The organism is Enterobacter cloacae complex sp. P27C, from assembly GCF_014895705.1.
GTDB lineage: Bacteria > Pseudomonadota > Gammaproteobacteria > Enterobacterales > Enterobacteriaceae > Enterobacter > Enterobacter bugandensis.
The window spans coordinates 603,967-628,374 of record NZ_JADBQB010000001.1 but is presented as its reverse complement, the minus strand read 5'-3'; the positions used below and the strand labels follow the sequence as shown (position 1 = coordinate 628,374).

The 24,408-nt window shown below is 55.8% G+C and carries 22 protein-coding genes; 15 read left to right on the top strand and 7 right to left on the bottom strand.

Going from position 1 to position 24,408, the window contains the following annotated elements; translation table 11 throughout:
- The first annotated feature begins 47 nt into the window (after nucleotides 1-47).
- The 3 genes from IM291_RS03110 (at nucleotide 48) to dmsD (ending at nucleotide 3,618) form a co-directional block, all read left to right on the top strand.
- Nucleotides 48-341 carry a DUF1161 domain-containing protein gene (locus IM291_RS03110; protein WP_028013000.1) on the top strand — a complete coding sequence of 98 codons (294 nt, stop codon included), beginning with the start codon at nucleotides 48-50 and terminating at the stop codon, nucleotides 339-341.
- Nucleotides 342-472: 131 nt separating this feature from the next.
- Nucleotides 473-2,911 carry a selenate/tellurate reductase subunit YnfE gene (gene ynfE / locus IM291_RS03105; RefSeq protein WP_192986105.1) on the top strand — a complete coding sequence of 813 codons (2,439 nt, stop codon included), beginning with the start codon at nucleotides 473-475 and terminating at the stop codon, nucleotides 2,909-2,911.
- 92 nt (nucleotides 2,912-3,003) lie between these two features.
- Nucleotides 3,004-3,618, top strand: coding sequence for a Tat proofreading chaperone DmsD (gene dmsD / locus IM291_RS03100; RefSeq protein ID WP_028012998.1), 615 nt, complete (start codon nucleotides 3,004-3,006; stop codon nucleotides 3,616-3,618).
- 35 nt (nucleotides 3,619-3,653) lie between these two features.
- Here the strand turns inward: dmsD and IM291_RS03095 are convergent, their stop codons facing one another.
- Nucleotides 3,654-5,384 (bottom strand): SulP family inorganic anion transporter, encoded by a 1,731-nt coding sequence (locus IM291_RS03095; RefSeq protein WP_192986103.1) that lies wholly within the window; start codon nucleotides 5,382-5,384, stop codon nucleotides 3,654-3,656.
- Between the two features lie 233 nt (nucleotides 5,385-5,617).
- The gene (locus tag IM291_RS03090; protein WP_048999441.1) at nucleotides 5,618-6,454 is read right to left on the bottom strand and encodes a MipA/OmpV family protein; all 837 of its coding nucleotides are present in this window, start codon (nucleotides 6,452-6,454) and stop codon (nucleotides 5,618-5,620) included.
- 203 nt (nucleotides 6,455-6,657) lie between these two features.
- On the opposite strand from IM291_RS03090, the gene IM291_RS03085 reads away from it, so the two are divergent.
- From IM291_RS03085 to IM291_RS03075, 3 genes are all read left to right on the top strand, one after another.
- On the top strand, nucleotides 6,658-7,335 hold the full coding sequence (locus IM291_RS03085) for a response regulator (protein WP_028012995.1): 678 nt from the start codon (nucleotides 6,658-6,660) through the stop codon (nucleotides 7,333-7,335).
- The gene (locus tag IM291_RS03080; RefSeq protein ID WP_192986101.1) at nucleotides 7,335-8,723 is read left to right on the top strand and encodes a HAMP domain-containing sensor histidine kinase; all 1,389 of its coding nucleotides are present in this window, start codon (nucleotides 7,335-7,337) and stop codon (nucleotides 8,721-8,723) included. The genes IM291_RS03085 and IM291_RS03080 overlap by 1 nt, the downstream gene beginning before the upstream one ends.
- Nucleotides 8,724-8,860: 137 nt before the next feature.
- Nucleotides 8,861-9,340 (top strand): Rrf2 family transcriptional regulator, encoded by a 480-nt coding sequence (locus tag IM291_RS03075; protein WP_028012993.1) that lies wholly within the window; start codon nucleotides 8,861-8,863, stop codon nucleotides 9,338-9,340.
- Between the two features lie 59 nt (nucleotides 9,341-9,399).
- Here IM291_RS03075 and oqxB read toward each other — a convergent pair whose 3' ends face one another.
- Entirely contained in the window at nucleotides 9,400-12,552 is a 3,153-nt protein-coding gene (gene oqxB, locus IM291_RS03070; RefSeq protein ID WP_028012992.1) for a multidrug efflux RND transporter permease subunit OqxB, read from the bottom strand.
- 24 nt (nucleotides 12,553-12,576) lie between these two features.
- Complete coding sequence (locus IM291_RS03065) at nucleotides 12,577-13,752, bottom strand: efflux RND transporter periplasmic adaptor subunit (protein WP_028012991.1); 1,176 nt, start codon at nucleotides 13,750-13,752, stop codon at nucleotides 12,577-12,579.
- 333 nt (nucleotides 13,753-14,085) lie between these two features.
- On the opposite strand from IM291_RS03065, the gene IM291_RS03060 reads away from it, so the two are divergent.
- Together IM291_RS03060 and IM291_RS03055 are read left to right on the top strand one after the other, a co-directional pair.
- Nucleotides 14,086-14,439, top strand: a complete 354-nt coding sequence (locus tag IM291_RS03060) for a helix-turn-helix domain-containing protein (RefSeq protein ID WP_028012990.1) — start codon at nucleotides 14,086-14,088, stop codon at nucleotides 14,437-14,439.
- 69 nt (nucleotides 14,440-14,508) lie between these two features.
- On the top strand, nucleotides 14,509-14,799 hold the full coding sequence (locus IM291_RS03055) for a YebG family protein (protein WP_192986099.1): 291 nt from the start codon (nucleotides 14,509-14,511) through the stop codon (nucleotides 14,797-14,799).
- Nucleotides 14,800-14,862: 63 nt separating this feature from the next.
- Here the strand turns inward: IM291_RS03055 and catA are convergent, their stop codons facing one another.
- Nucleotides 14,863-15,528, bottom strand: a complete 666-nt coding sequence (catA, locus tag IM291_RS03050; RefSeq protein ID WP_028012988.1) for a type A chloramphenicol O-acetyltransferase — start codon at nucleotides 15,526-15,528, stop codon at nucleotides 14,863-14,865.
- Between the two features lie 251 nt (nucleotides 15,529-15,779).
- On the opposite strand from catA, the gene IM291_RS03045 reads away from it, so the two are divergent.
- From IM291_RS03045 to clcB, 7 genes are all read left to right on the top strand, one after another.
- Nucleotides 15,780-16,403 carry a glutathione S-transferase family protein gene (locus IM291_RS03045; RefSeq protein ID WP_028012987.1) on the top strand — a complete coding sequence of 208 codons (624 nt, stop codon included), beginning with the start codon at nucleotides 15,780-15,782 and terminating at the stop codon, nucleotides 16,401-16,403.
- Between the two features lie 155 nt (nucleotides 16,404-16,558).
- Complete coding sequence (locus IM291_RS03040; protein ID WP_049137949.1) at nucleotides 16,559-17,296, top strand: YoaK family protein; 738 nt, start codon at nucleotides 16,559-16,561, stop codon at nucleotides 17,294-17,296.
- Between the two features lie 277 nt (nucleotides 17,297-17,573).
- Nucleotides 17,574-18,284, top strand: a complete 711-nt coding sequence (osmY, locus tag IM291_RS03035; RefSeq protein WP_028012985.1) for an osmoprotectant ABC transporter permease OsmY — start codon at nucleotides 17,574-17,576, stop codon at nucleotides 18,282-18,284.
- Nucleotides 18,285-18,302: 18 nt separating this feature from the next.
- Nucleotides 18,303-19,202, top strand: coding sequence for an osmoprotectant ABC transporter substrate-binding protein OsmX (gene osmX / locus IM291_RS03030; protein WP_041910236.1), 900 nt, complete (start codon nucleotides 18,303-18,305; stop codon nucleotides 19,200-19,202).
- An 8-nt stretch (nucleotides 19,203-19,210) separates the two neighbouring features.
- Nucleotides 19,211-19,858, top strand: coding sequence for an osmoprotectant ABC transporter permease OsmW (osmW, locus tag IM291_RS03025; protein ID WP_028012983.1), 648 nt, complete (start codon nucleotides 19,211-19,213; stop codon nucleotides 19,856-19,858).
- The gene (gene osmV / locus IM291_RS03020; RefSeq protein WP_192986097.1) at nucleotides 19,858-21,006 is read left to right on the top strand and encodes an osmoprotectant ABC transporter ATP-binding protein OsmV; all 1,149 of its coding nucleotides are present in this window, start codon (nucleotides 19,858-19,860) and stop codon (nucleotides 21,004-21,006) included. The genes osmW and osmV overlap by 1 nt, the downstream gene beginning before the upstream one ends.
- Before the next feature lie 102 nt (nucleotides 21,007-21,108).
- Nucleotides 21,109-22,419 (top strand): voltage-gated ClC-type chloride channel ClcB, encoded by a 1,311-nt coding sequence (gene clcB / locus IM291_RS03015; RefSeq protein WP_192986095.1) that lies wholly within the window; start codon nucleotides 21,109-21,111, stop codon nucleotides 22,417-22,419.
- Here clcB and bioD read toward each other — a convergent pair.
- Both bioD and mlc read right to left on the bottom strand, forming a co-directional pair.
- Complete coding sequence (gene bioD / locus IM291_RS03010) at nucleotides 22,354-23,049, bottom strand: dethiobiotin synthase (protein WP_028012980.1); 696 nt, start codon at nucleotides 23,047-23,049, stop codon at nucleotides 22,354-22,356. The genes clcB and bioD overlap by 66 nt on opposite strands.
- A gap of 130 nt (nucleotides 23,050-23,179) precedes the next feature.
- On the bottom strand, nucleotides 23,180-24,400 hold the full coding sequence (gene mlc / locus IM291_RS03005; protein WP_041910244.1) for a sugar metabolism global transcriptional regulator Mlc: 1,221 nt from the start codon (nucleotides 24,398-24,400) through the stop codon (nucleotides 23,180-23,182).
- Between the last annotated feature and the right edge of the window lie 8 nt (nucleotides 24,401-24,408).

The following is a 24,408-nucleotide window of genomic DNA, read 5'->3' as shown; positions in this document are numbered from 1 at the left end:
ACGAAGCCTGCTAAAATTAATCTCTACACAGAGAAAAGGAGCTACAGATGAAACGGTTACCCTGGATTACCGCCCTGCTGTTAATGAGTGCCTCAACGGCCGCGCTGGCGGCACCGGACTCCTGCGAGCGCGTGAAAAGCGACATTCAGCAGAAGATCATCAACAACGGCGTGCCGGAGTCAGGTTTTACGCTGAACATTGTGCCGAACGATCAGGCTGACCAGCCGGACGCTCAGGTGGTGGGCCACTGTGCCAACGACACCTTTAAAATTTTGTACACCCGTACGGGCAGCGGGGCGGCGTCCGGCAATCAGGATAATGCGCCGGCTGAACCTCAGTAAATCACCGTCAATCCCCTTTGATTTGACAAGGATTAATATTTAATACCTCCAAATAAGTAACACTCACCCCATCATTAGCCCGGTTATCATTTCGGGAAAAATAATACGTAATCACAATGGTGGGGTGAGCCATGTCCGATATCGAACATCACGGCGGGATTAGCCGTCGAACACTCGTGAAATCTACGGCGATAGGTTCTCTGGCGCTTGCCGCTGGCGGAATTTCATTGCCTTTTGGACTGAAAAGCGCCGCAGCCGCGGTACAAAATGCAATGAAACCGGCAGAAGATAAAGTGGTCTGGGGCGCCTGTTCGGTCAACTGCGGCAGCCGCTGTGCGCTGCGTCTGCACGTCCGCGATGACGAAGTGTACTGGGTCGAAACGGATAACACCGGTGAGGATATCTACGGCAATCACCAGGTCCGGGCCTGCCTGCGCGGGCGCTCCATTCGCCGCCGCATCAACCACCCTGACCGTCTGAACTACCCGATGAAACGCGTGGGTAAGCGGGGTGAAGGCAAGTTCGAGCGCATCAGCTGGGACGAAGCGCTGAACGTCATCACCACCAGCCTGAAAGACGTGGTCAGCAAGTACGGCAACGAAGCGGTGTATATTAATTACTCCTCCGGAATTGTCGGCGGCAATATCACCCGCTCCTCCCCTTACGCTTCGCTGGTGGCGCGCCTGATGAACTGCTACGGCGGTTTCCTGAGCCACTACGGCACCTACAGCACGGCGCAAATCGCCTGCGCGATGCCTTATACCTACGGCAGCAACGACGGTAACAGCACCTCGGATATCGAAAATACCAAACTGGTGGTGATGTTCGGCAATAACCCGGCGGAAACGCGCATGAGCGGCGGCGGGATTACTTACTATCTGGAGCAGGCCCGCGAGCGTTCTAACGCACGTATGATTGTCATCGACCCGCGCTACACCGATACGGCAGCCGGACGCGAAGACGAGTGGATCCCAATCCGTCCGGGTACCGATGCCGCCCTGGTGGCGGGGATTGCCTGGGTATTGATCGACGAAAACCTGATTGACCAGCCGTTCCTGGACAAATACTGCGTTGGCTACGACGAAAAAACGCTGCCGGAAGGTGCCCCCGCTAACGGTCACTACAAAGCGTACATTCTCGGCCAGGGTGAGGACAACACGGCGAAAACGCCGGAGTGGGCCTCGCGCATCACCGGCATTCCTGCAGACCGCATCATTAAACTGGCCCGCGAGATTGGATCCGCGAAGCCGGCCTATATCTGCCAGGGCTGGGGACCACAGCGTCAGGCGAACGGTGAACTGACCTCCCGCGCCATCGCGATGCTGCCGATTCTGACCGGCAACGTGGGGATCAACGGCGGCAACAGCGGCGCCCGTGAATCGACCTACACCATCACTATCGAACGTATGCCGCTGCCGGAAAACCCGGTCAAAACGCAAATTTCCTGCTTCAGCTGGACGGACGCCATCGCCCGTGGCCCGGAAATGACCGCTCTGCGCGACGGGGTGCGCGGTAAAGATAAGCTGGACGTACCGATTAAGTTCATCTGGAACTACGCGGGCAACACCATTATTAACCAGCACTCCGATATCAATAAAACCCACGATATTCTGCAGGACGAAAGCAAGTGCGAAACCATCGTGGTGATCGACAACTTTATGACCTCATCGGCGAAATACGCCGATATCCTGCTGCCAGATTTAATGACCGTTGAGCAGGAAGACATTATCCCTAACGATTACGCCGGGAACATGGGTTACCTGATTTTTCTCCAGCCCGTGACCGCGCCGAAGTTTGAGCGCAAGCCTATCTACTGGATCATGAGCGAAGTGGCGAAACGCCTCGGACCGGATATCCATCAGAAATTTACCGAAGGGCGAACGCAGGAAGAGTGGCTGCAGTATCTGTATGCCAAAATGCTCGCAAAAGATCCCACGCTGCCGTCCTATGACGAGCTGAAAAAAATGGGCATCTATAAGCGCAAAGATCCGAACGGACACTTTGTGGCCTATAAAAAATTCCGCGAGAACCCGGAAGCCAACCCGCTGAAAACGCCCTCAGGCAAGATTGAAATTTATTCCAGCAAGCTGGCGGATATTGCGGCGACCTGGGAGCTGGCAAAAGATGAGACCATCAGCCCGCTGCCCGTCTACGCATCCACCTTTGACGGCTGGGATGCGCCCGAGCGCGCGCAGTTCCCGCTGCAGCTGTTTGGCTTCCATTTTAAAGCCCGCACCCACTCGAGCTACGGTAACGTCGACGTGCTGCAAGCGGCCTGCCGCCAGGAGGTCTGGCTGAATCCCGTTGATGCCGCGAAACGTGGCATTAAGAACGGCGATACGGTGCGCGTCTTTAACGATCGCGGTGAGGTGAGAATAGAAGCGAAAGTCACGCCGCGCATCATGCCAGGCGTAAGCGCAATGGGCCAGGGAGCCTGGCACGATGCCAATATGAATGGCGATCGTATCGACCACGGCTCGTGTATCAACACCCTGACCACGCACCGCCCGTCACCGCTGGCAAAAGGCAACCCGCAGCACACCAATCTGGTGCAGATTGAGAAGGTGTAAGGGGTGAATTCTATGACCCTGGTTTATGCTTTGGTCTGTATTAATGGTTAATCACCTCGCGCGGACATAACCGCGCGAGCAAGGAAGGTTTAATGAAAGACGTCTCACACCGTGACTCGTTCGCGTTCAGCGCCCGCGTACTGGGCGCGCTGTTTTACTTCGCCCCTGACAGCGAGCAAACAGCCCCGCTGGTGCAGGCACTTACCGCTGGCGAATGGATAGAGGACTGGCCCCTGCCGCCGGAAACGCTGCTGCCCGTTGCCGAAACCTTTGCCTCATCTTCCGATGAGCCGCTGACGGATGCCTGGCAACGGCTGTTTATTGGTCCTTATGCCCTGCCCGCTCCGCCGTGGGGTTCCGTCTGGCTGGACCGTGAATCCGTGCTGTTTGGCGATTCGACCCTCGCGCTGCGCCAGTGGATGCGGGAAAACAATATCGCGTTTCAGATGCAGCAAAATGAACCGGAAGATCATTTCGGCACCCTGCTGCTGCTGGCGGCATGGCTGGCCGAGAATGGCCGCGAATCGGAGTGCGATCGGCTTCTGGCGTGGCATCTGCTGCCGTGGAGCACTCGCTTTCTGTCGGTGTTTGTCGACAACGCCGGGCATCCGTTCTATATCGCGCTCGGCAGGCTTGCGCAGCTGACGCTGGCGGACTGGCGATCGGCGTTGGTTGTTCCGGTTGCGGAAAAGACGCTGTACCGCTAAGGGATATGGCTTGCTCGCGGGTGGCGAGCAAGCCTTTAACCAGGGGTTGGTTGTGCATCACCACCTGATTCATTCACACTCTCTTTGCTTTGAATGAACCGGAGTGCCAAATAGAGGTCTGGCGCCAGAATCATGTCATCATCATTCATCGTTGGCCGACTTTCTTTAAACCAACGTGTTAATTCCGTTTTCCTGCCCGCAAGGATTAACATAATCTGTCGGGCTTTAAGGTCACGCTTTAACTCATTAATGGTTGCCAGGACACTGATATCTGAATAGGTGAAGCAAGCCACGGCATCAATAACCACCCATTTAGGTTGTAATGCTGCACCATCAACCAGGTTCAATACCCGACGTTTAAAATAAGCCACATTAAAATAGGTCAACGGTGAGTTAAATCGATACATCAGCACGCCTGGGACCATTTTAATATCGGTTGTATTCCCTAATGAGTGGATCATTCCATTTTCGTCAGTCCCCAGTAAGTGCTCAGAGGGACGAAATACCGTACGCAGGAACTGTAACAGGCCAAGCAATACCGCAAGACCGATCCCCTGGATTACACCGATGATTAAAACACAGCCAAACGTAAAGAAGGCCAGGCGAAATGCCTGTTTATTTCTTCGCCTCAGGTTCCATAACCCACGTAAATCAATTAATGACCACGATGCATACATTAGAACAATACCTAATGCAGATACCGGAATAAATTGTAATGGCTGCGTGAAAAATACCACCACTAAACCTATCAGTAAGGCTGCGACTATGGAAACCAGCTGACTTTTCCCCCCAACGGAATCATTAACCGCGGTCCGGGAATCGGCTCCACTGATGGCAAATCCCTGAGATAGCCCAGACATAATGTTCGCAATACCCAGTGCCCGGAACTCTGCATCAGCATTAATTTCATAGCCATTTTTCGCGGCGAAACTGCGAGCGGTCAGCATCAGACTGACAAAACTCACTAAAGCCAGGTTCAGCGCCGGGATCACTAATTCTCGCATCGGACCGGGCTGGAACGCACCCCAGTTAACGACGGGTAAACCAGGATGGAAGCCATCCCCCCCAATCGTGGCAATACCATACTGTTGCGCAGATGTTCCCCATACCAGTATCGTTGTTATCACAATGGCAATCAGAGGTGCTGGCCAGTTGCTGCGATACGTTTTGATAACCATTAAAATAATTAACGTTAAAAGTGATATCCCTATTGTTAATACATGGCTGTCTAAAAGTCGGCCTGGCAAGGCCAGTATTTTCTCAATAACCTGCGCTTCATCGAGCTTGATCCCCAAAACCTTGCCTAATTGCCCGACAATAATCGTCACGGCTACGCCATTAAGCAACCCTGTAAGAATGGGATGAGAAAGGAGATCGGCAAGTGCACCCAGATGGAATTTACTGGCAAGCAGGCACCACCCGCCCATCATCAATGTCATGACGATCGTCAGTTGCCAGTGCAGTTCAGGATTGCCTGCAGAAAGAGGAAACACGACGGCTGCAATCACGGCGCAGGTCGTTGCATCAGGGCCAACAATAAGCTGACGTGAAGAACCAAACAGTGCATAAGCTATCATCGGTAAAACGCAGGAATAGAGCCCCACTATTGCCCCAACACCCGCCAATTCAGCATAAGCAATAGCAACGGGTAGCGCTACAGCCGCAACGGATAATCCAGCTTTAACATCATGTTTTAGCCAGCTTTTATCGTAGGCTAACAAATTTTGTAACCCTGGCATGTACTTTAACAATAATTTTCCGAGCACTTTATTCTCCGGACAGGGATTATAGCCACGTAATATTGGCACACTTCTCAGTGAGGTTATGGTTTCCAAATGCTCCGGAGTCAGGTCGATGCCTCTCAGTTTTTGATAAAGCGTCAGTCAACTCATTATTCTGACTGCTGTTAAACATCATTTAAAAACTACCGCCCCATCATCTTTCCGGGGCGGTTCAAATTCGTCGCTATTGTGCGCTCATATTTATAAGCAACCTGCAATCAGAAACTGTACGTCACCTTCAGGCTTCCCGTTGGCGACGTTTTACGTTGCACGATCGGGCTATCACCCGCATCCCCCGTCAGCTGCGTTACGCCCGCGGAGGTGAGAACGCTCCAGCGCGAGGTGAGCCTGTAGGTCCAGTCAAGGTTCATCGACCAGGCGTAAATTCCCGCTCCGGCGTCATGTCGGGCAAATCCCGATGCGGCGGACTGGGCAGCATTAACCCCATAGTACGTTTGCATGTACTTGCCGGAACCCCAGCTGCCAGTCAGCCCCAGCGTCACCGCATTTTTCGACGATGTGTAGAGCGGGCTGGAAATGCCGAAATGCACCGCCTCACCGTTGTCTCTCTCAGAAACCGGGATCTCAGCCTGCAGCTGCAGATTGAGCCAGTCGGTCACCTTATACCCCAGCCCCGGCACCACGATAGCGGAACCTTTGATATCGCCCATCCCCCGCAGATAGTCGCTGCCGGAGCTGATCGAATCACTGCTCACGTCTTTATCTTTACGGCCTGTTCGGTAGCTCACTGCGGCGTTGTAATCCAGGTTGCCAATGTTATTTCCGTAACCGATACCCCGCGTGGTGCTGATAAAGAAACCATTTGCCATGGAATAATCTACTACCTGAGCTGCCGAGACCCGGCTTTTATCCGAACCCGAGTAGCGTGGCGCGACGTCCACGCCTCCCCCCAGGGTTAAGACATTGCCCTGTTTCTGCTCTGCCGCCAGTACCGGGGTTGCCAGTAACGCCAGAATAACGCCCGGCACGATGTTTTTCAGTCTGCGGCTCGGAAGCAAATAGGGGAAAGTATGACGCAGTTCGATGTTACTCATTGAAGAAGTCCTTTGGATTCAAATGATTGCAATGCCAGCGGTTTACACGCCAGAGCACTCATTCTGAATACTCACCCTGAGGTTCTTATGAGCCGAAAATGAAGAAACGCTGAAGCGCGTGCGGGCGCTGTCAACCGGACGGATTTCCTGCTACCGTTTTTTTCTTAAGTTGTTCTTCATTCACTGTTGATACAGTTACCAATGTGAAAATCTTACTAATCGAAGACGACCTGGATCTCGGCAATGGCGTACGTATCGCCCTCTCAGATCAAGGATTTGATGTCATATGGGTTCGCCGTAAAGAGGATGCGCTGCATCAGCTTGAGGTCGGCGTGCCGGAACTTATTCTGCTCGACCTGGGGCTGCCCGACGGCGACGGCATGAGCCTGATGACGCGTTTGCGCCAGCAGCTTAAGGGGATCCCCGTCATCATCCTGACGGCGCGAGGCACCCTGCAGGATCGCCTGTGCGGGCTGGATGCTGGCGCAGACGACTATCTTGTCAAACCCTTCGTTCTCGCCGAACTGCTGGCGCGAGTCAGAGCCCTTGCGCGACGCAGCTACGGTTTTGAAAATGAAGCGATAGAAATCAGGAGCTTATCGCTTCATATCCCGACGCGTCGCGTAACGGTGAACGCGCGTCACGTTGAGTTGACGGCCAGTGAATATGCGCTGCTTGAAACGTTGATGCTGCGCGCTGACCGGGTGATCACGCGGCGGTTCCTGGAAGAGAGGATATTTGGCGCGAAGGAAAATCTCAGCAATGCGCTCGACGTGCATATGGGGAATTTGCGGCGAAAAATTGGTGACGGCTATGTACGAACGGTGCGGGGCGTCGGGTATGTCATTGATACCGTCGCTATCCAGAAGGTGACAGATTAATGCGAAATGTCTGGCACCAACTGAGGCGCCCAACGCTGGTACGGCGAATTATCATCGCCCAGATGCTGCTGCTTACCCTGCTGTGGTGTCTTTTTTTAACCTTTATTTTATTGGAAGACCTGCGTAGCCCTCCGATACTCACGGGAAGTAAGACTTACGAAACCATTTTTACTCTGGTTGATCTCAGTGACGAGCGCCCGCAGGATCGTAATGATGTCCTGGAAGCATTCAGCAAAGCGTTGCGGGAAGGCTATGGCGGCGGTGAAGATCCGGAGCTGTCGATAAACCTGATCGTTCGCAAAAACAACGCGGTTATTTTCTCTTCTGATGGTGCACCTACGGGGGTAAAAAACACCAGACTGGGCGAAATGCAGCGCGTTCAGAGTGAAGGTCACGCCTGGACGAGCCGCACGCTTAAATCCCCCCACTCCAACGTGGAGGTTACCCTTTTCACCCCTGCCGGAAGCTGGAACTTCTTTATCTACCTGAACTCGCGGGGCTACTACATTATGCCGCTGCTGGTATGCATTCCTTTTCTTCTGTTTCCTGCGTGGCTGTCAATCCGCATTGCGATGCGCCCCTGGAGCAAGGTGGTTAATGAGATTTCATTACGTTCGCCTGACGATCTCTCCCCTTTAAAGGCTGTTCCCGGGCATAAGGAACTTCGCCAGATGGTGGACGCGATAAATGATTTTCTTGCCAGAGTGCGGGAAAGCGCGGAACGCGAACGGGTTTTCATTGCGGACGCCGCGCACGAGCTGCGTACGCCGCTGGCCGCGATGCGCATCAACGTGGAGGCGCTGCAGTCCTGGGTGAGCAGCGAGAGCCAGCGGCAGCTGCTTGCAGGGATTGTGCGCAGCAATAGCCGGGCGGCCCGTCTTGTCAACCAGCTGCTGCTGATGATGCACAGTGAAGCGCGCATTGACACCGCGATGGAGCCCGTGCCGCTAACCTCGCTCATACAAGAGCGGATGGCTGCGCTGGAGCCGCTAGCGTCCGGGCGCAAGATTGAGCTGGAATTCTTCGCTGAGGATGAGATTTGGATCGCTGGCGTCAGGGAGCGTCTGATGTCGCTTATAGACAATCTCATTGAAAACGCCGTGAAGTACAGTCCTGAGGGCGGGCGGATTCAGGTAGAGGTACGCTCAGCAGATAATTCAGCCCAGCTACGCGTCTCCGATCAGGGGCCGGGTATCCCGGTTGAATTGCGCGAGCGCGTATTCGACCGGTTTTTCCGCGATCCCAATCAGCTGCAAAGCGGGAGCGGACTGGGGCTTGCCATTGTCAAAGCCGTTGCACAGCAGCACGGCAGCAGCGTAAACCTGAGTACTTCCGCAGAAGGTGGCCTCCTGGTGACGGTTGACTTCCCGAACCGCACGTATAGCTAAACCGGAACAGGGTGTTTGATCGCAAATGCCGCAGATTGCTTCAAAAAAATTACCGTATTTGTTATATTGTTGTTTATTGCTTATTCACCTCTGCGGTGCCAAAAAGAACAAGATTCACCGCAACCCAGGAAAGAGAAATGTTAGATTACCGCTTCCCGACAGCTTTGCAGATGGTTCTCAGCGTAGCGATGGCGGAGCAACTAGGTGAACGTTCGACGAGTGCGATTCTGGCCTACGGCCTGGAAGCCAACCCGAGCTTTATCCGCAAATTGATGGTTCCACTCACGCGTGACGGCATTATCGTCTCAACGCTTGGCCGCAACGGCTCAATTCATCTTGGACGTCCGCCGGAAGAGATTACCCTGCGCGATATCTACCTTTCAGTCACCGAAGATAAAAAACTTTGGGCGTCGCGCCCGGACGTGCCGGCTCGCTGCGTGGTCAGCGCGAACGCCTGCTGGTACTTCAAATCTATTTCCGAAGAAGCAGAGCAGGCCTCGCTCGCGGTATTAGCGCGCCACACCGTGGCAAGCGCGCTGGACGAGGTCAAAAAAGCCGATACCAGCGGGTGCGATCCTTTACCTGAACTGATTGCCCAGTACAAAAAAGCCCAGTAATTTACGCAAAAAAAAACCGCCCTCATAGTGAGTGCGGTTTTTTGTTATCTGCGATATCCCTACGCAGGCAGAACCTCTCTTTCCACTTTGCCGCGCGTCACGAACTTACGCAGCGTCACGTAAAAGACCGGCGTCAGGAACAGACCAAACAGCGTCACGCCCAGCATCCCGGAGAAGACCGTAATCCCGGTGACGCCGCGCACTTCTGCGCCCGCGCCGTGGCCGAGGATCAGCGGAATGGTCCCGGCGATAAAGGCGATGGATGTCATCACAATCGGACGTAAACGCAGGCGGCACGCTTCCAGCGCTGCTTCCATGATGCCTTTCCCCTGAATTTCCAGCTCGCGGGCAAACTCCACGATAAGAATCGCGTTTTTACAGGCCAGTCCCATCAGCACCACCAGCCCCACCTGCACGAAGACGTTGTTATCGCCCCCGGTCAGCCAGACACCAAACAGCGCGGAAAGCATGGTCATCGGAACGATGAGGATCACCGCCAGCGGCAGCGTCCAGCTTTCATACAGCGCCGCCAGCACCAGGAACGCCAGCAGTACCGCGACCGGGAAGACGATCAGCGCCGTATTGCCCTGCGTGGCCTGCTGGAAGCTCAGATCCGTCCATTCAATGTTCATTCCGTTCGGCAGGATCTGCTTAGACATCGCGTCCAGCTGCGTCATCGCCTGCGCGGACGAGAGCACGCGCGGGTCGGCATCGCCAATCAGATCCGCCGCCGGGTAGCCATTGTAGCGGATCACCGGATCCGGTCCGTAGGTGGTCGTGATTTTCACCATACTGCCAATCGGCACCATTTCGCCCTGGCTATTCCGGGTGCGTAAATTCGCAATATCTTCCACGCTGTCGCGGAATTGCCCGTCTGCCTGCGCCATCACGCGCCAGGTGCGCCCGAACTGGTTGAAGTCGTTCACGTACGACGAGCCCAGATAGGTTTGCAGCGTACCGAACAGATCGGTCAGCGACACGCCCTGCGCTTTCGCCTTATCGCGGTCAACCTGCACGTCCAGCTGCGGAACGTTAGCCTGATAGGTTGAGATCGGGAAGTGCATTCCCGGCGTCTGCATAATCGCACCGGACATGGTGTTCACCGCGTTTTGCAGCGCGCCATAGCCCAGACCCGCGCGATCCTGAATATACAGCGAGTAGCCAGACCCCTGACCCAGCCCCAGAATCGGCGGCGGCAGAATGGAGAAACCAAAGCCCTGCTGGATTTGCGCGATTTTCGCGTTGATCTCCGCGTTAATTTCCGCCGCAGAGTGCTTGCGCTGGTCAAACGGCTTCAGGCCAAAAAACACCGTCCCGGTATTCGGCGTGTTGGTAAACTGCAGCGCGTTCAGCCCCGGGAAAGCCACCGCGTAGTCCACGCCTTCGGTATTCATGCCGATTTCGCTCATTTTGCGGATCACCGCGTCGGTGCGCGCCAGCGACGAGCCTTCCGGCATCTTCACGCCGCCAATCAGGTAGAGCTTATCCTGTGTCGGAATAAACCCGCCGGGTACCGCTTTAAACATGACGCCCGCGGCACACAGCAGCAGCAGATACACCACAAACACCGCGCCGCGTCGACCAAGCGTTTTGCCCACCAGCCCCTGATAACCGTTAGAGCTACGATGGAAAAAGCGGTTAAACGGACGGAAAATCCAGCCGAACAGGCGATCGATAAGCCGGGTCGGGAAGTCTTTCGGCGCGCCGTGCGGTTTTAACAGCAGCGCGGCCAGCGCCGGAGAGAGCGTTAGCGAGTTGATGGCGGAGATCACCGTGGAAATCGCTATCGTCACCGCAAACTGCTTGTAGAACTGACCGGTTACGCCGGAGAGGAACGCCATCGGCACGAACACCGCGCACAGCACCAGCGCAATCGCGATAATGGGCCCGGAAACTTCACGCATCGCCTGATGCGCCGCCGCAAGCGGCGCAAGCCCCTCTTCAATGTTTCGCTCGACGTTTTCCACCACCACGATGGCATCGTCCACCACGATACCAATCGCCAGCACCAGCCCGAATAAACTCAGGGTGTTAAGCGAAAAGCCCAGCAGATAGAGAATGCTGAACGTCCCCACCACCGACACCGGCACCGCGATCAGCGGAATGATCGACGCGCGCCAGGTTTGCAGGAACAGGATCACCACCAGTACAACCAGCACCACCGCTTCCAGCAGGGTTTGCACCACCGCACGGATGGAGTCGCGCACGAAAACCGTCGGATCGTAAGGTGCCGCCCACTTCATATCTTCCGGGAAACGGGTGGACAGCTCGTCCATTTTGGCGCGCACCGCGTTTGACAAATCGATGGCGTTCGCCCCCGGTGACTGGAAGATACCAATCCCGACCGCGTCTTTATTGTTAAGCTGGGAACGCAGCGCATAGCTGCCGGAACCCATTTCGATACGCGCCACGTCGCGCAGGCGGACGACCGAACCGTCCTCCGACGTTTTCAGGACAATGTTGCCAAACTCTTCTTCGGTATGCAGACGACCCTGGGCGTTAATGGAGATCAGGAAATCGCTCTCTTTCGGCAGCGGCTCGGCGCCAAGCTGGCCCGCGGAGACCTGCACGTTCTGCTCCTGCATTGCCGTGACCACGTCCGAGGCGGTCAGCCCGCGGGCCGCGACCTTGTTCGGATCCAGCCAGATGCGCATCGCGTATTCACCGGAGCCGAAAATCTGAATCTGGCCGACGCCGGGCAGACGCGCCAGCTCGTCCTTCACCTTCAGCGTGGCGTAGTTGCGCATATACAGTGAATCGTACTTACCGTTGGGCGAGAACAGATGCACCACCAGCGTCAGCGTTGGCGACTGCTTCTGCGTCGTGATGCCCAGGCGCCGCACGTCTTCCGGCAGACGCGCCTCGGCCTGCGCTACGCGGTTTTGCACCTGCACCTGCGCCTGATCCGGATCGGTACCCGGACGGAACGTGACGGTAGTAACCAGCACGCCGTCCGAGCCGGCAACGGATTTCATGTACATCATGTTCTCGACGCCGTTGATCGCCTCTTCCAGCGGCGTCGCCACGGTCTCGGCAATCACTTTCGGGTTGGCGCCCGGATACTCCGCGCGCACCTGTACGCTTGGCGGTACGACGTCAGGATATTCACTCACCGGCAGAAGCGGGATGGCGATTAATCCTGTGATAAAAATCAGAATCGACAGTACGGCAGCGAAAATCGGCCTGTCGATGAAAAAGCGGGAAAAGTCCATGGGAAGGATTCTCAGGTCAAGTGATCAGTTGAGGGCGGTGCTGGCGGTCATGGCGACGGTTTTCGCGTTCACCGGCATACCCGGCATGAACACTTTCTGTAGACCGTCAACGATGACCTTATCGCCAGGTTTCAGCCCCTGCTGCACGATGCGTAAACCGTCGGCCAGACGCCCCGGCGTAATATCGCGACGCTGCGCTTTACCCTCTTTATCCACGATATAGACATACTTGCGATCCTGGTCAGTCAGTACCGCTTTGTCGTCAATAAGCATGGCCTGGAATTCCGCGCTGCCCGGCAGGCGCACGCGGGCAAAGAGTCCCGGCGTGAACTGACGCTGCGCGTTATCCAGCAGCGCGCGCATGCGGATCGTACCGGTACTCGGCGTGAGCTGATTATCAAGGAAATCCACTTTACCCTGATGGGGGTAGCCCTCCTCGCCGGCAAGGCCGATCTCAACCGGTAGCGCCGTATGGTGACTGGACGCCCCCTGCCCGTTGCGGGCGAGATTTTGATAGTGAAGATAGGTTGACTCATCCACGTCAAAGTAGACGTAAACCGTCTTCTGCGAGACCAGAGTGGTGAGCACGCTGGCGCTGTCGCCCGCGGAGACCAGATTGCCGCTGGTGATTAACGCCCGGCTGGCGCGGCCATCAATAGGAGCCGTCACTTTGGTGAAGTCGAGATTCAGCTGCGCGGCGTCTACCGCAGCCTGGGCCGCGCGAATATCGGCCTGCGCCTGAATGGCGGCCGAACGGCGCTGCTCCCACTCTTCACGGGATACCAGGTTGGTATTAATGAGTTTATCGGTACGGTTAGCCTCGCTTCGCGCCAGGCTGGCCTGCGTTTTGGCTCTCTCCAGCGTCGCCTGCGCCTGCTCCAGCGCGGCGCGATAGGTTCGGTCATCAATCGTGAACAGCACCTCACCCTTTTTCACCTCCTGGCCGTCGGTGAAATTCACTTTGTCGATGTAGCCAGAGACACGGGGACGAAGCTGCACGCTTTCCACGGCTTCAATCCGGCCGTTAAAGCTATCCCACTGGCTAATGGATTTCACAACCACGTCTGCAGCATTAACGGCGGGCGCGGGCGGCGCGGCGTTTTGCGCGACGCTGTCATCACATCCGACGAGCAGCACGGAGAGCATCATCGCTCCCAGCGCATTCAGATGATAGTTTCCCCAGGTTTTTTGCAGGCTCATTATTTTTATTCCGGTAATTGTAGCCGCCGGGCAAGACGCAGCGGGAGGTGCCGCGCCACTTCCTTTGTCCGGGCTGGCTTAAGGCCATTTGTGTCGTTCATCGCCACAAAACTGTAACAGTTTCGAATACACTATCGCGGCGATTGTAGGAATGCGCCTAACTAAGTGCAAGAATAATTGTTGCACTTTATGTGCTATTTGAGGCGGCGTTAAAAGGTCCGTTTCGGGCAAGGATTTAAATGCAACAATAAAACTTGCAATTATCGAGAAACCAGGCCACCTTAAAATGCAACAGATAAAGATACCTTTCTATCGCTGCGTGGGGGAAACCTGATGAACACTGGCGCATTTATGCATGATTTACTCGACTGGATTGATAACAACCTCGACAGTCGCCTGGACATTGAGACCGTCTCCAGGCGCTCCGGCTACTCGAAATGGCACCTCCAGCGCCTGTTTAAAGAGCACACGGGCTATCCCCTCGCCGGCTATATTCGCGCGCAAAAGCTGCAAAAATCGGTTGAGCGCTTAGCCCACAGCGATGAGCCCATCCTGAACGTGGCAATCGCGCTCGGGTTTGACTCTCAGCAGTCGTTCAACCGCAGCTTTAAGCGCCAATTCGGTCAGGCACCTGGCGCATGGCGACGCAGTATCGGCGGCCGTGAAACGCAGCCGATGCACCAGTAGCTCACTTTTTACTGCAACATCATCCCGAAGCTGTTATACTGTATATAAATACAGTATGAGAGGTGCGTGATGGCTGTTGAAATAAAATATGTTGTCGTAAGAAAAGGTGAAGAGAAAATGACATTTGCCAGTAAGAAAGAGGCTGACGCTCACGACAAGCTGCTCGATATGGCAGACGCGTTCACCGACTGGCTGTTGCAAAGCGGAATGCAGATGGATGAAACGCAGGCTGAAAATCTTGGTCTGTATCTCGCCGAGCAGAAAGAGACCGTGCAGCATATTCTGCGCACCAGCAAGCTCCCTGCTCTCGATGCCCCTGCGGCTGACAGTAAAAAAATCAGAGCGATAAAAGCTGCCTGATTGCCACATCGTCACCGAGCCTGACGCCGCAAGCAGCATGCTGCTTGCGGCTTTTTATTAACGTCACGCGCCGGATTGCGGCAAGGCATCAATCATCTCTTGTAGTTCATTGTACAATCTAGCCACATGGAAACCATCGCACACGGAATGATGAACCTGAACGGCAAGGGGCAATAATACTTTGCCATCTTGTTCATAGTATTTTCCAAGCGTAAACATAGGGGCAAAAAAGTTCTTCATGTGCGCAACGTTGACGTTAAAGCTGGTAAAACTCACCCAGGGAATACCCGATATGAAAAAAATATTTTCCCGGGATTCTTCTTTAGGCCAATAAGAAAAATTATTACCGTAGCGCGCAATGTCTTCAGTATAGGTGTTCTGGAAGTGCTGAATATTGCCATCGTAATGGCTCCATAATGATGAAAAGGTCTCTGTTTCATTATGGAAAATGGTATAGTTTGGATGAATTTCGTTCCATATAATAAGCTCATTGTCTTTCATAGCCATACGGAACTCAGGATGACTGTTGACGATCTTAGAAATGAGAAAAATAATAGTCGGGTAAAATTTCCAGCCGACCGCTTTGATATGTTTTAACAGCGCAGTAATATCGATTAAAACCGTCTGGTTAAACGTCGACTGAGCGAACCCCTGAAAAATCTCAAAATGTTCCTTCCTTGCCCAACGAGATAAGTCAACGGACGTATATTCAGGGGTTATTTTTTCCATTTCTAAACCTTTAATGAGCAAGCATATCTCTGATGTTAGCCTAAATTTTTTCCATGCATTAAGCAAGCAGGCGCCTCTGGAGAAAACGGCGCGGAATAACCGCCATTACGCACCCTGAAGACGTAACGTTTCCGCTTAAAACGCGCTGACCTGCCCGTACAGAGCACTCCTCACTCAATATTATCCCTCCCTCTTCGCGCAAAGGGTGTATTGTTTTTAAATGATTAATCCCCCTGAAGAGAAGCGGCGTCATGATTAACATCCTCGGTAAAACCACCTCCATCAACGTTCGTAAAGTGCTCTGGACCTGTGAAGAAGCGGGCATCCCTTACCTGCAGGAAGACTACGGCAGCGGTTTTGCCTCAACAGAAACGGATGACTTCCGCGCGCTGAACCCCAACGCCATGGTGCCGGTGCTGATGGATGACGATTTCGTGCTGTGGGAGTCCAACGCCATCTGCCGCTATCTGGTGCGCAAGGCCGGACGTCACGATCTGCTGCCTGCAGAGCCGCAGGCCTGCGCCAACGTTGAGCGCTGGATGGACTGGCAGGCAACTGAATTCAATAACGCCTGGCGCTATGTCTTCCCGGCGCTGGGACGAAAAAACCCGGACTTTAACGACCCTGCGCGCATTGCGGCGGGAATAAAAGAGTGGAACCATTGCATCACCATTCTGGAAAACCAGCTGCAGCGCACCGGGGCCTTTGCGGCAGGCGAGACGTTTACCCTTGCCGACGTGGTGCTTGGGCTGTCGGTGAATCGGTGGAAGATGACGCCGTTTGACAAGCCCGACGTGCCGGCGATTGAGGCCTGGTATGAGCGCCTCAACCAGCGCCCGGCGTTTTTGCGTCACGGCAATAACGGCATGATATAAATTATTTACGCCCCCACCTTGAGCAAGGATATTTTATTTAATTACTAAACCCTGATTGGCGTCAGAGGGAATAATAATTAAGCCATATCCTGGACAGCCCGTTGCACCGCTTTGCTAGCCTGACTATTCAGGCAAAGCTCAACCCGGAGGTATTCTTGCTGATTAGACTCAAGAAAGAACGAACGCATAAGGAGGATCGTCGGCTTGCCCTCTGGCTGGCGACCTCGGCAGGTTTGCTTAACGCCATCGCCCTTGGGGCATTTGGCTTTTTCCCCTCTCACATGACCGGCAATACCTCACAATTATCCAGCGAAGTCTCCTCCACCGATCTGAGCGATATGATTTTCTTTGGCTCGATTATTCTCTCTTTTGTCACCGGCGCCATCCTTGCCCGTCTTATTGTACTCTGGGGCATTATCCACAATATCAGGCTGGTTTTTTGCCAAATCCTTTTCGTCGAGGGAATACTATTGACCGGCATCTCTCTCTACGAGATGTATTTCCACGCCCTCACGAGCAACCGCGAGATTATTATTTTTCTGTGCGGCCTGATGGGTATTCATAATTCAACCTCCACGCAGCTCTCCGGAGGGCGGGTGAGATCGACGCACATTACCGGCACGCTAACGGATGCAGGCATATCACTGGCCTCCGTGCTGGTGGCGATGCTTCGCAGGGATTACTCGAAGGATACCGCGGCACAAAAAAGTCAGCTGAAAACTCACTTAACCACTATTTTCTCGTTTATGAGCGGAGGTATTGCTGGGCTGCTGCTGTTCAGATGGATTGGGTTTAACGCCATGCTGGCGCTTGGGCTGCTGCTCGCGATTGTTGCCATTTTTTCTATCATTAGCATCTCGGTTCGCGTTCGCCGGGTTCGTGCCTCTATCTAAATAACGAACGACTCTCGGCGTAAGGGCGCCCTTTAATATGTGACACTGTCACTATTGAAAATTCGCTTTAGGACTATTCTGCCCGGCACGCAACCAGCCCTTACGCCATAAGGCTTTAATTAAGGTTGTCACTAATTTCATGGGGTTACTGATTTTCCCCCTTCGCTGGAACCCTTCCCAAACGCTTGCTATAGGTCAATTACCCCTGCCGAAACATGGCATAACAACAGGCAACCGGTGGTTGCTATAACGCATGCGCACAGGGAGACACACCGCAATGCACCCATTACTCAAACGCTCGCTGCTGTTTGTCGGCGCCATTCTCGTGGTCCTAGCCCTCCTCGTCTGGGGAATCGGGCTTGAGACAATCAAGGCGCGCCAGGTTGACCTGGTCTACCTCGGGCAACAGCACATGATTCTGGTTTTCTCGTCGATGTTTTTTGCCCTGCTGGTGGGCATTCCGGCCGGTATTCTGCTGAGCCGTCCGGCCGCGCGGGGCGTCGCCGAATACGTGATGCAAATCTTTAATGTCGGCAACACCCTGCCGCCGCTGGCCGTGCTGGCGCTGGCGATGGTGGTGATTGGTATCGGCGATACGCCCGCCATCATCGCCCTGTTCCTCGCCTCGCTGCTGCCGATTGTGCGCAATACCTACGCCGGGCTGTGCTCGGTCCCGTCGTCGCTGCTGGAAGCGGCAAACGGGATTGGGATGACCAAATGGCAGCGCCTGTGCCAGGTTGAGCTGCCCAACGCCTGGCCGGTTATGCTCTCGGGGATCCGCATCGCCACCGCCATTAACGTCGGTACCGCGCCGCTGGCGTTTCTGATTGGCGCCAGCAGCTACGGCGAGCTGATTTTCCCGGGCATTTACCTGAACGATTTCCCAACCCTGATCCTCGGCGCGGCGGCCACCGCCCTGTTCGCCCTGATCCTCGACACCCTGCTGGCGGCGCTGGGTCGCGTGATGAGTCCCCATCTCGCTCGATAACAATAACAAGGAGCTTTTATGAGACTGATATCCAGCCTTGCGGCGCTGTGTGCCGCGGCGCTGTTCACCGGCCAGGCGATGGCAGCCCCGCTGATTCTGGCGACCAAGAGCTTTACCGAACAGCACATTCTCTCGGCGATGACCGTGCAGTACCTGCAAAAGAAAGGTTTTCAGGTTCAGCCAAAAACCAATATCGCCACGGTGATCTCCCGCAACGCGATGATCAACAAGCAGATTGATATGACCTGGGAGTACACCGGCACGTCGCTGATCATCTTCAACCACATCAACAAGCGCATGTCGCCGCAGGAGTCCTGGGAGACGGTGAAGCGCCTGGATGCGAAGCACGGTCTGGTGTGGCTCAAACCCGCCGATATGAACAACACCTACGCTTTCGCCATGCAGCGCAAGCGCGCCGAGGCGGAGCATATCAACACCATGTCGGAGATGGTGGCGAAAATTGAACAGGTTCGCAAAACCAACCCGGACAAAAACTGGCTGCTGGGCTTAGACCTTGAATTTGCCGGGCGCAGCGACGGCATGAAGCCACTGCAGGAGGCCTATAAGATGGATCTGGACCGTCCGCAAATCCGCCAGATGGACCCGGGTCTGGTCTATAACGCCGTGCGCGACGGCTTCGTCGACGCCGGGCTGGTTTATACCACCGACGGGCGCGTGAAGGGCTTTGATCTCAAAGTGCTGGAAGATGATAAAGGCTTCTTCCCGAGCTACGCGGTCACCCCGGTGGTGCGCAAGGACACCCTGGAGGCCAATCCCGGTCTGGAAGAGGCGCTCAATACCCTCTCGGCCCAGCTCAACAACGACGTTATCACCGAGCTGAACAAGAAGGTGGATATTGACCATCAGTCACCGCAGCAGGTCGCCCGCGATTTCCTGCGTAGCAAACAGCTGCTGTAGGAGGCGCTATGGATACCGTTCACTACATTCTGGACAACTGGGACTATCTGTTAACCCTGACGCTGCAGCATCTGTGGCTGGTGGCGCTGGCCGTGGGCTTAGCGATTATCATCGGCGTCCCGTTGGGCATTTTGATTGTGCGCCACAAGTGGCTGGCGACGCCGGTGCTGGGGATTGCCACCATCGTGTTGACCATCCCGTCCATTGCCCTGTTTGGCCTGATGATCCCGCTGTTTTCGCTGATCGGTCAGGGGATTGGCGCCCTGCCCGCAATCACGGCGGTGTTTCTCTACTCGCTGCTGCCAATCGTGCGTAACACCCACACGGCGCTCGACAGCCTGCCGCCGGGCCTGCGCGAAGCCGGACGCGGCATCGGCATGACGTTCTGGCAGCGTCTGCGCTGGGTGGAAATTCCGATGGCGCTGCCGGTGATTTTCGGCGGGATCCGCACCGCCGTGGTGATGAACATCGGCGTGATGGCGATTGCCGCCGTGATTGGCGCGGGCGGACTTGGCCTGCTGCTGCTTAACGGCATCGGCGGAAGCGATATTCGTATGTTGATTGCGGGCGCGCTGATGATCTGTCTTTTAGCGATTGTGCTCGACTGGCTGCTGCACCGTCTGCAGGTGGTTCTGACTCCAAAGGGGATTCGATAATGATAAAACTGGAAAACCTCACCAAACAATTTTCACAGAAGCACGGCCAGACCTTTAAGGCCGTCGATAACGTCAACCTGAACGTGCCCGAAGGGGAAATGTGCGTCCTGCTCGGCCCATCCGGCTGCGGGAAAACCACCACCCTGAAGATGATTAACCGTCTCATCACCCCAAGCAGCGGAAACATCCTGATTAACGGCGAGGACACCAACGGGATGGACACCGTGACCCTGCGCCGCAACATCGGCTACGTGATCCAGCAGATTGGCCTGTTCCCGAACATGACCATTGAAGAGAACATCACCGTCGTGCCGCGCATGCTGGGCTGGGATAAAGCGCGCTGCAAAGCCCGCGCCGAAGAGCTGATGGATATGGTGGCAATGGATCCGCACAAGTTCCTCCACCGTTATCCGCGCGAGATGTCCGGCGGCCAGCAGCAGCGTATTGGCGTTATTCGCGCCCTGGCGGCGGATCCTCCGGTACTGCTGATGGATGAACCGTTCGGCGCGGTGGACCCGATCAACCGCGAGGTGATCCAGAACCAGTTCCTCGAGATGCAGCGCAAGCTGAAAAAAACCGTCATGCTGGTGAGCCACGATATCGACGAAGCCCTGAAGCTCGGCGACCGCATTGCGGTATTCCGTCAGGGAAAAATCGTCCAGTGTGCCAGCCCGGATGAACTGCTGGCGAAACCGGCGAACGAGTTTGTCGGCTCGTTTGTTGGTCAGGACCGCACGCTGAAGCGCCTGCTGCTGGTCTCGGCGGGAGATGTCACCGACCAGCAGCCTACTATTACGGTGCGAGGCTCTACCCCGCTTACTGACGCGTTTGCCACCATGGACGATAATGATATTCGCGCGATTACCGTGGTTGACGAGCACGGCAAGCCGCTGGGCTTTGTGAAGCGTCGCGAAGCGCGTAACGCCAGCGGGACCTGCGCCGACATCCTGCATCCGTTCCGCATGACTGGCAAAGCCGAAGACAACCTGCGCGTGGTGCTGTCACGCCTGTATGAGAGCAACACCAGCTGGATGCCGATCGTGGATGAGGACGGGCGCTACAACGGCGAGATTTCGCAGGATTATATTGCCGAGTATCTGAGTTCAGGGCGTACGCGCCGGGCGCTGAATATTCATAGCGAGAGTTAATTTTTCCGGCCGGGCATCGCCCGGCTTTTTCGCACGCATACCTTTTGCTAACCCCACGATTTCCCGCCACAATATTGTATCGTCCCCGTTTAATCGCGACCCATGCAACGTCTTCATACGTACCCCGACATCCGCGCAATGTTTCGCCGACTCCTGATTGCCACCGTCACCGGCGTGCTGGCCGCGCTGGCCGTTGCGGTGTTCCGCCACAGCATGTACCTGCTGGAGTGGCTGCTTCTGAGCAACGACAGCGGCAGCCTGGTGAATGCCGCCGCGTCGCTCTCCCCCTGGAGGCGCGCGCTGACACCCGCGCTGGGCGGGCTGGCTGCCGGGCTGTTGCTCTGGGGATGGCAGCGCCTGACCGCCCAGCGTCCCCACGCGCCGAGCGATTATATGGAAGCGCTGGAGACCGGGGACGGTCAGTTTGACTACGGCGCGAGCCTCGTTAAATCTCTTGCTTCGCTGCTGGTCGTTGCCAGCGGAAGCGCCATCGGCCGCGAAGGGGCCATGATCCTGCTTGCCGCCCTCGCCGCCTCCTTTTTTGCCCGGCGCTTTACGCCCAAATCGGAATGGAAGCTTTGGATCGCCTGTGGCGCCGCCGCCGGGATGGCCAGCGCCTACCATGCTCCGTTAGCGGGAAGCCTGTTCATTGCAGAGATTCTGTTTGGCACGCTGATGCTGGCCTCGCTCGGCCCCGTGGTGATTGCGGCGGTGGTGGCGCTTCTTACGACGCAACTCCTGGCACCGGGTGCCGGTACGCTCTACGAGGTCCATCTGAGCGGCATTCTCACCGCGGCAGATTATGCCCTGCTGGTCGCGATGGGGCTGCTGGCAGGTCTCTGCGGACCGCTGCTGATGTGGCTGATGGCGTTCAGCCACGGGCTGTTCCTGCGCCTCAGGCTTTCGCCGCCGTTGCAGCTGGCGCTCGGCGGCTTGATTGTCGGGCTGCTGTCTCTTTTGACGCCGAAAGTTTGGGGAAACGGCTACAGCGTGGTTCAGGCTTTTCTGCTCGCCCCGCCGCTGCTGTCGGTGATTGCCGGCGTGTTCATCTGTAAATTGCTGGCGGTGCTCGCAAGCAGCGGTTCGGGTGCGCCGGGCGGGGTATTTACGCCTACGCTGTTTGTCGGTATGGCTACGGGGATGCTGTTCGCGCAGCTTTTCGCGCTGTGGCTGCCGGGTTCTGAGACGGCCATGTTGCTGGGGCTGGCCGGGATGGCAACGCTGCTCGCTGCGACCACGCATGCGCCCATTATGTCGGCGCTGATGGTCTGTGAAATGACCGGGCAGTATTTTTTACTGCCCGGTTTACTGGTCGCCTGCGTGATAGCGTCCGTACTGTCGCGGACGTTACGCCACGACTCGATCTACGGTCAACACGCCACCGAGGGCAGAGAGATCGATGTACTGCGCTAGCTCGCGCTGCTCGGCGCGAGGCAGATAAGGCAGCTCGCCCACCAGCGGGCCAGGCAGTTTGGTGCTCAGTACGTCGATGATCTCCGCGTAGTGCGCGAGGCCTGGATTAATACGGTTTGCCACCCAGCCAGCCAGCGGCAGGCCGTCATTGGCAATCGCCTGCGCCGTCAGCAGCGCGTGGTTGATACACCCTTCCTGGATCCCCACTACCATCACTACCGGCAGCTGTTCCTGCACGACCCATTCAGACAGCGGGCGTAAATCATTCATCAGGCTGCGCCAGCCGCCCGTTCCTTCGACGACTACGTGATCGACCTGCTCACTCAGGTTCGCCAGCCCGTCGGATAACAGGGAATAATTGATCGGGCCGCTGTGCGCCACGCTGCTTTCATCTTCGCTTAACGCAATAGGATTGACCGCGTGGTAAGGCAGTTCCAGTGACGAGACGCTTTGCAGCACCAGGGCGTCTTTATTTCGCAATCCCTCTGGCGTCTCTTTACTCCCTTTTGCGACCGGTTTGTACCCAGCGACGCGTTTACCGCTTGCTGTCAGAGCCTGCAGCAATGCGCGGGATACAACGGTCTTGCCGACAGAGGTATCTGTACCAGTAACAAAGAAACGCTTAAGCATGACTCACTCCACCTCTTGGGTATGCTTCGAAAATATCAACCAGGTAAATAATTCAGTGGAGGAAGTCTACGGGATGCGTGCGCTACCCGGCTTGAGATAGCGCAATTTTTCTTACATCTGCGGAAAAGAGTTAACCCTGTAACAGGCGGATAAGCAGCGAGCCGTTGTACATGGCATCTTTGACCAGCGCCGCGCCGGCCATTGTGCCCTGGTTGGAAAACTGGGTACTTTCTACCGCAATATTTCTGCTGTAGGCAGGAAGCGACTGCTGCTGAATACAGGCCGTAATCGCCGGAAAAAGGATCTCCGCCGCCTGGCTGAGCGGTGAGCCGATCAGGATTTTTTGCGGATTGAAGAGGTTCACCATAATCGCCAGAATGCGGCCTACGTTATTACCCACCCCGGTAATAATGTCCTTCGCCAGCAGATCCCCCTGACGCGCGGCGGCGCAAAGGGAATCCACCGTTAAGGGTTGGCCGTGCAGCGAGGAACTCATGGACTGACTGAGCCTCACCTGCGCCAGTTCGAGCACGCTTTCCACGCTGGCGATCGTCTCCAGACAGCCATGGTTCCCGCAGTAGCAGCGTTTACCGTACGGGTCGACCTGGGTATGACCAATTTCCACCAGGCTGCTGCTCCCGGCGTGGAGAAGCCGTCCGTCGGTGATCACCCCCGCCCCGACGTTATGATCGATAACCACCTGAATCACATCCCGCGCGCCGCGCGACGCGCCAAACAGCGCTTCCGCCATCGTCCAGGCGCTAATGTCGTGCTGAATATAGACCGGCACGCCGGTATGGTTTTCCAGCACTTCGCCCAGCGGCATCTCTTTAACATCGTCGTAAAACGGCATGCGGTGAACAATACCATTTTCGGTATCAATAATGCCGGGCATGGTGATGGCAATCGCCGTTAAGCGTTCAAGCCGCTGCTGATGGCGAATAAAGAAGCGATCGATATGGGAGACAATCGCATCGAGAAGCGGTTCCTCGGCGTTGAGCGGCAGCTCAAGCCGGTCTTCCACCACCAGCTTGCTGCTGAGATCGCGCAGTGCAAGGAAGATCTCTCCGCGGCTGATGCGCAGCGAGAGGTAGTGCCAGGCTTCCGTCTCGACCACCAGGCCGACCGCCGGACGACCACGGCTGCCCGGCTCCTGAATTTCCGTCTCCTGGACCAGGTGCGCTTCCAGCATTTCGCGGACAATTTTGGTGATACTGGCAGGTGCCAGCTGTGCCAGGCGCGACAGATCGATACGCGAAACCGGACCAAGCTGATCAATCAGGCGATACACCGCGCCAGCGTTGGTCTGCTTAATCTGATCAATATGCCCTGGCTGACTATCAGCAACCACCTCGTACT

Excerpts from the sequence above, each read along its gene's own strand:
- IM291_RS03110 (WP_028013000.1), top strand. The coding sequence starts at position 48 with ATGAAACGGTTACCCTGGATTACCGCCCTGCTGTTAATGAGTGCCTCA.
- ynfE (WP_192986105.1), top strand. The coding sequence starts at position 473 with ATGTCCGATATCGAACATCACGGCGGGATTAGCCGTCGAACACTCGTG.
- dmsD (WP_028012998.1), top strand. The coding sequence starts at position 3,004 with ATGAAAGACGTCTCACACCGTGACTCGTTCGCGTTCAGCGCCCGCGTA.
- IM291_RS03090 (WP_048999441.1), bottom strand. The coding sequence starts at position 6,454 with ATGAGTAACATCGAACTGCGTCATACTTTCCCCTATTTGCTTCCGAGC.
- IM291_RS03080 (WP_192986101.1), top strand. The coding sequence starts at position 7,335 with ATGCGAAATGTCTGGCACCAACTGAGGCGCCCAACGCTGGTACGGCGA.
- IM291_RS03075 (WP_028012993.1), top strand. The coding sequence starts at position 8,861 with ATGTTAGATTACCGCTTCCCGACAGCTTTGCAGATGGTTCTCAGCGTA.
- oqxB (WP_028012992.1), bottom strand. The coding sequence starts at position 12,552 with ATGGACTTTTCCCGCTTTTTCATCGACAGGCCGATTTTCGCTGCCGTA.
- IM291_RS03065 (WP_028012991.1), bottom strand. The coding sequence starts at position 13,752 with ATGAGCCTGCAAAAAACCTGGGGAAACTATCATCTGAATGCGCTGGGA.
- IM291_RS03060 (WP_028012990.1), top strand. The coding sequence starts at position 14,086 with ATGAACACTGGCGCATTTATGCATGATTTACTCGACTGGATTGATAAC.
- IM291_RS03055 (WP_192986099.1), top strand. The coding sequence starts at position 14,509 with ATGGCTGTTGAAATAAAATATGTTGTCGTAAGAAAAGGTGAAGAGAAA.
- catA (WP_028012988.1), bottom strand. The coding sequence starts at position 15,528 with ATGGAAAAAATAACCCCTGAATATACGTCCGTTGACTTATCTCGTTGG.
- IM291_RS03045 (WP_028012987.1), top strand. The coding sequence starts at position 15,780 with ATGATTAACATCCTCGGTAAAACCACCTCCATCAACGTTCGTAAAGTG.
- osmY (WP_028012985.1), top strand. The coding sequence starts at position 17,574 with ATGCACCCATTACTCAAACGCTCGCTGCTGTTTGTCGGCGCCATTCTC.
- osmX (WP_041910236.1), top strand. The coding sequence starts at position 18,303 with ATGAGACTGATATCCAGCCTTGCGGCGCTGTGTGCCGCGGCGCTGTTC.
- osmW (WP_028012983.1), top strand. The coding sequence starts at position 19,211 with ATGGATACCGTTCACTACATTCTGGACAACTGGGACTATCTGTTAACC.
- osmV (WP_192986097.1), top strand. The coding sequence starts at position 19,858 with ATGATAAAACTGGAAAACCTCACCAAACAATTTTCACAGAAGCACGGC.
- clcB (WP_192986095.1), top strand. The coding sequence starts at position 21,109 with ATGCAACGTCTTCATACGTACCCCGACATCCGCGCAATGTTTCGCCGA.
- bioD (WP_028012980.1), bottom strand. The coding sequence starts at position 23,049 with ATGCTTAAGCGTTTCTTTGTTACTGGTACAGATACCTCTGTCGGCAAG.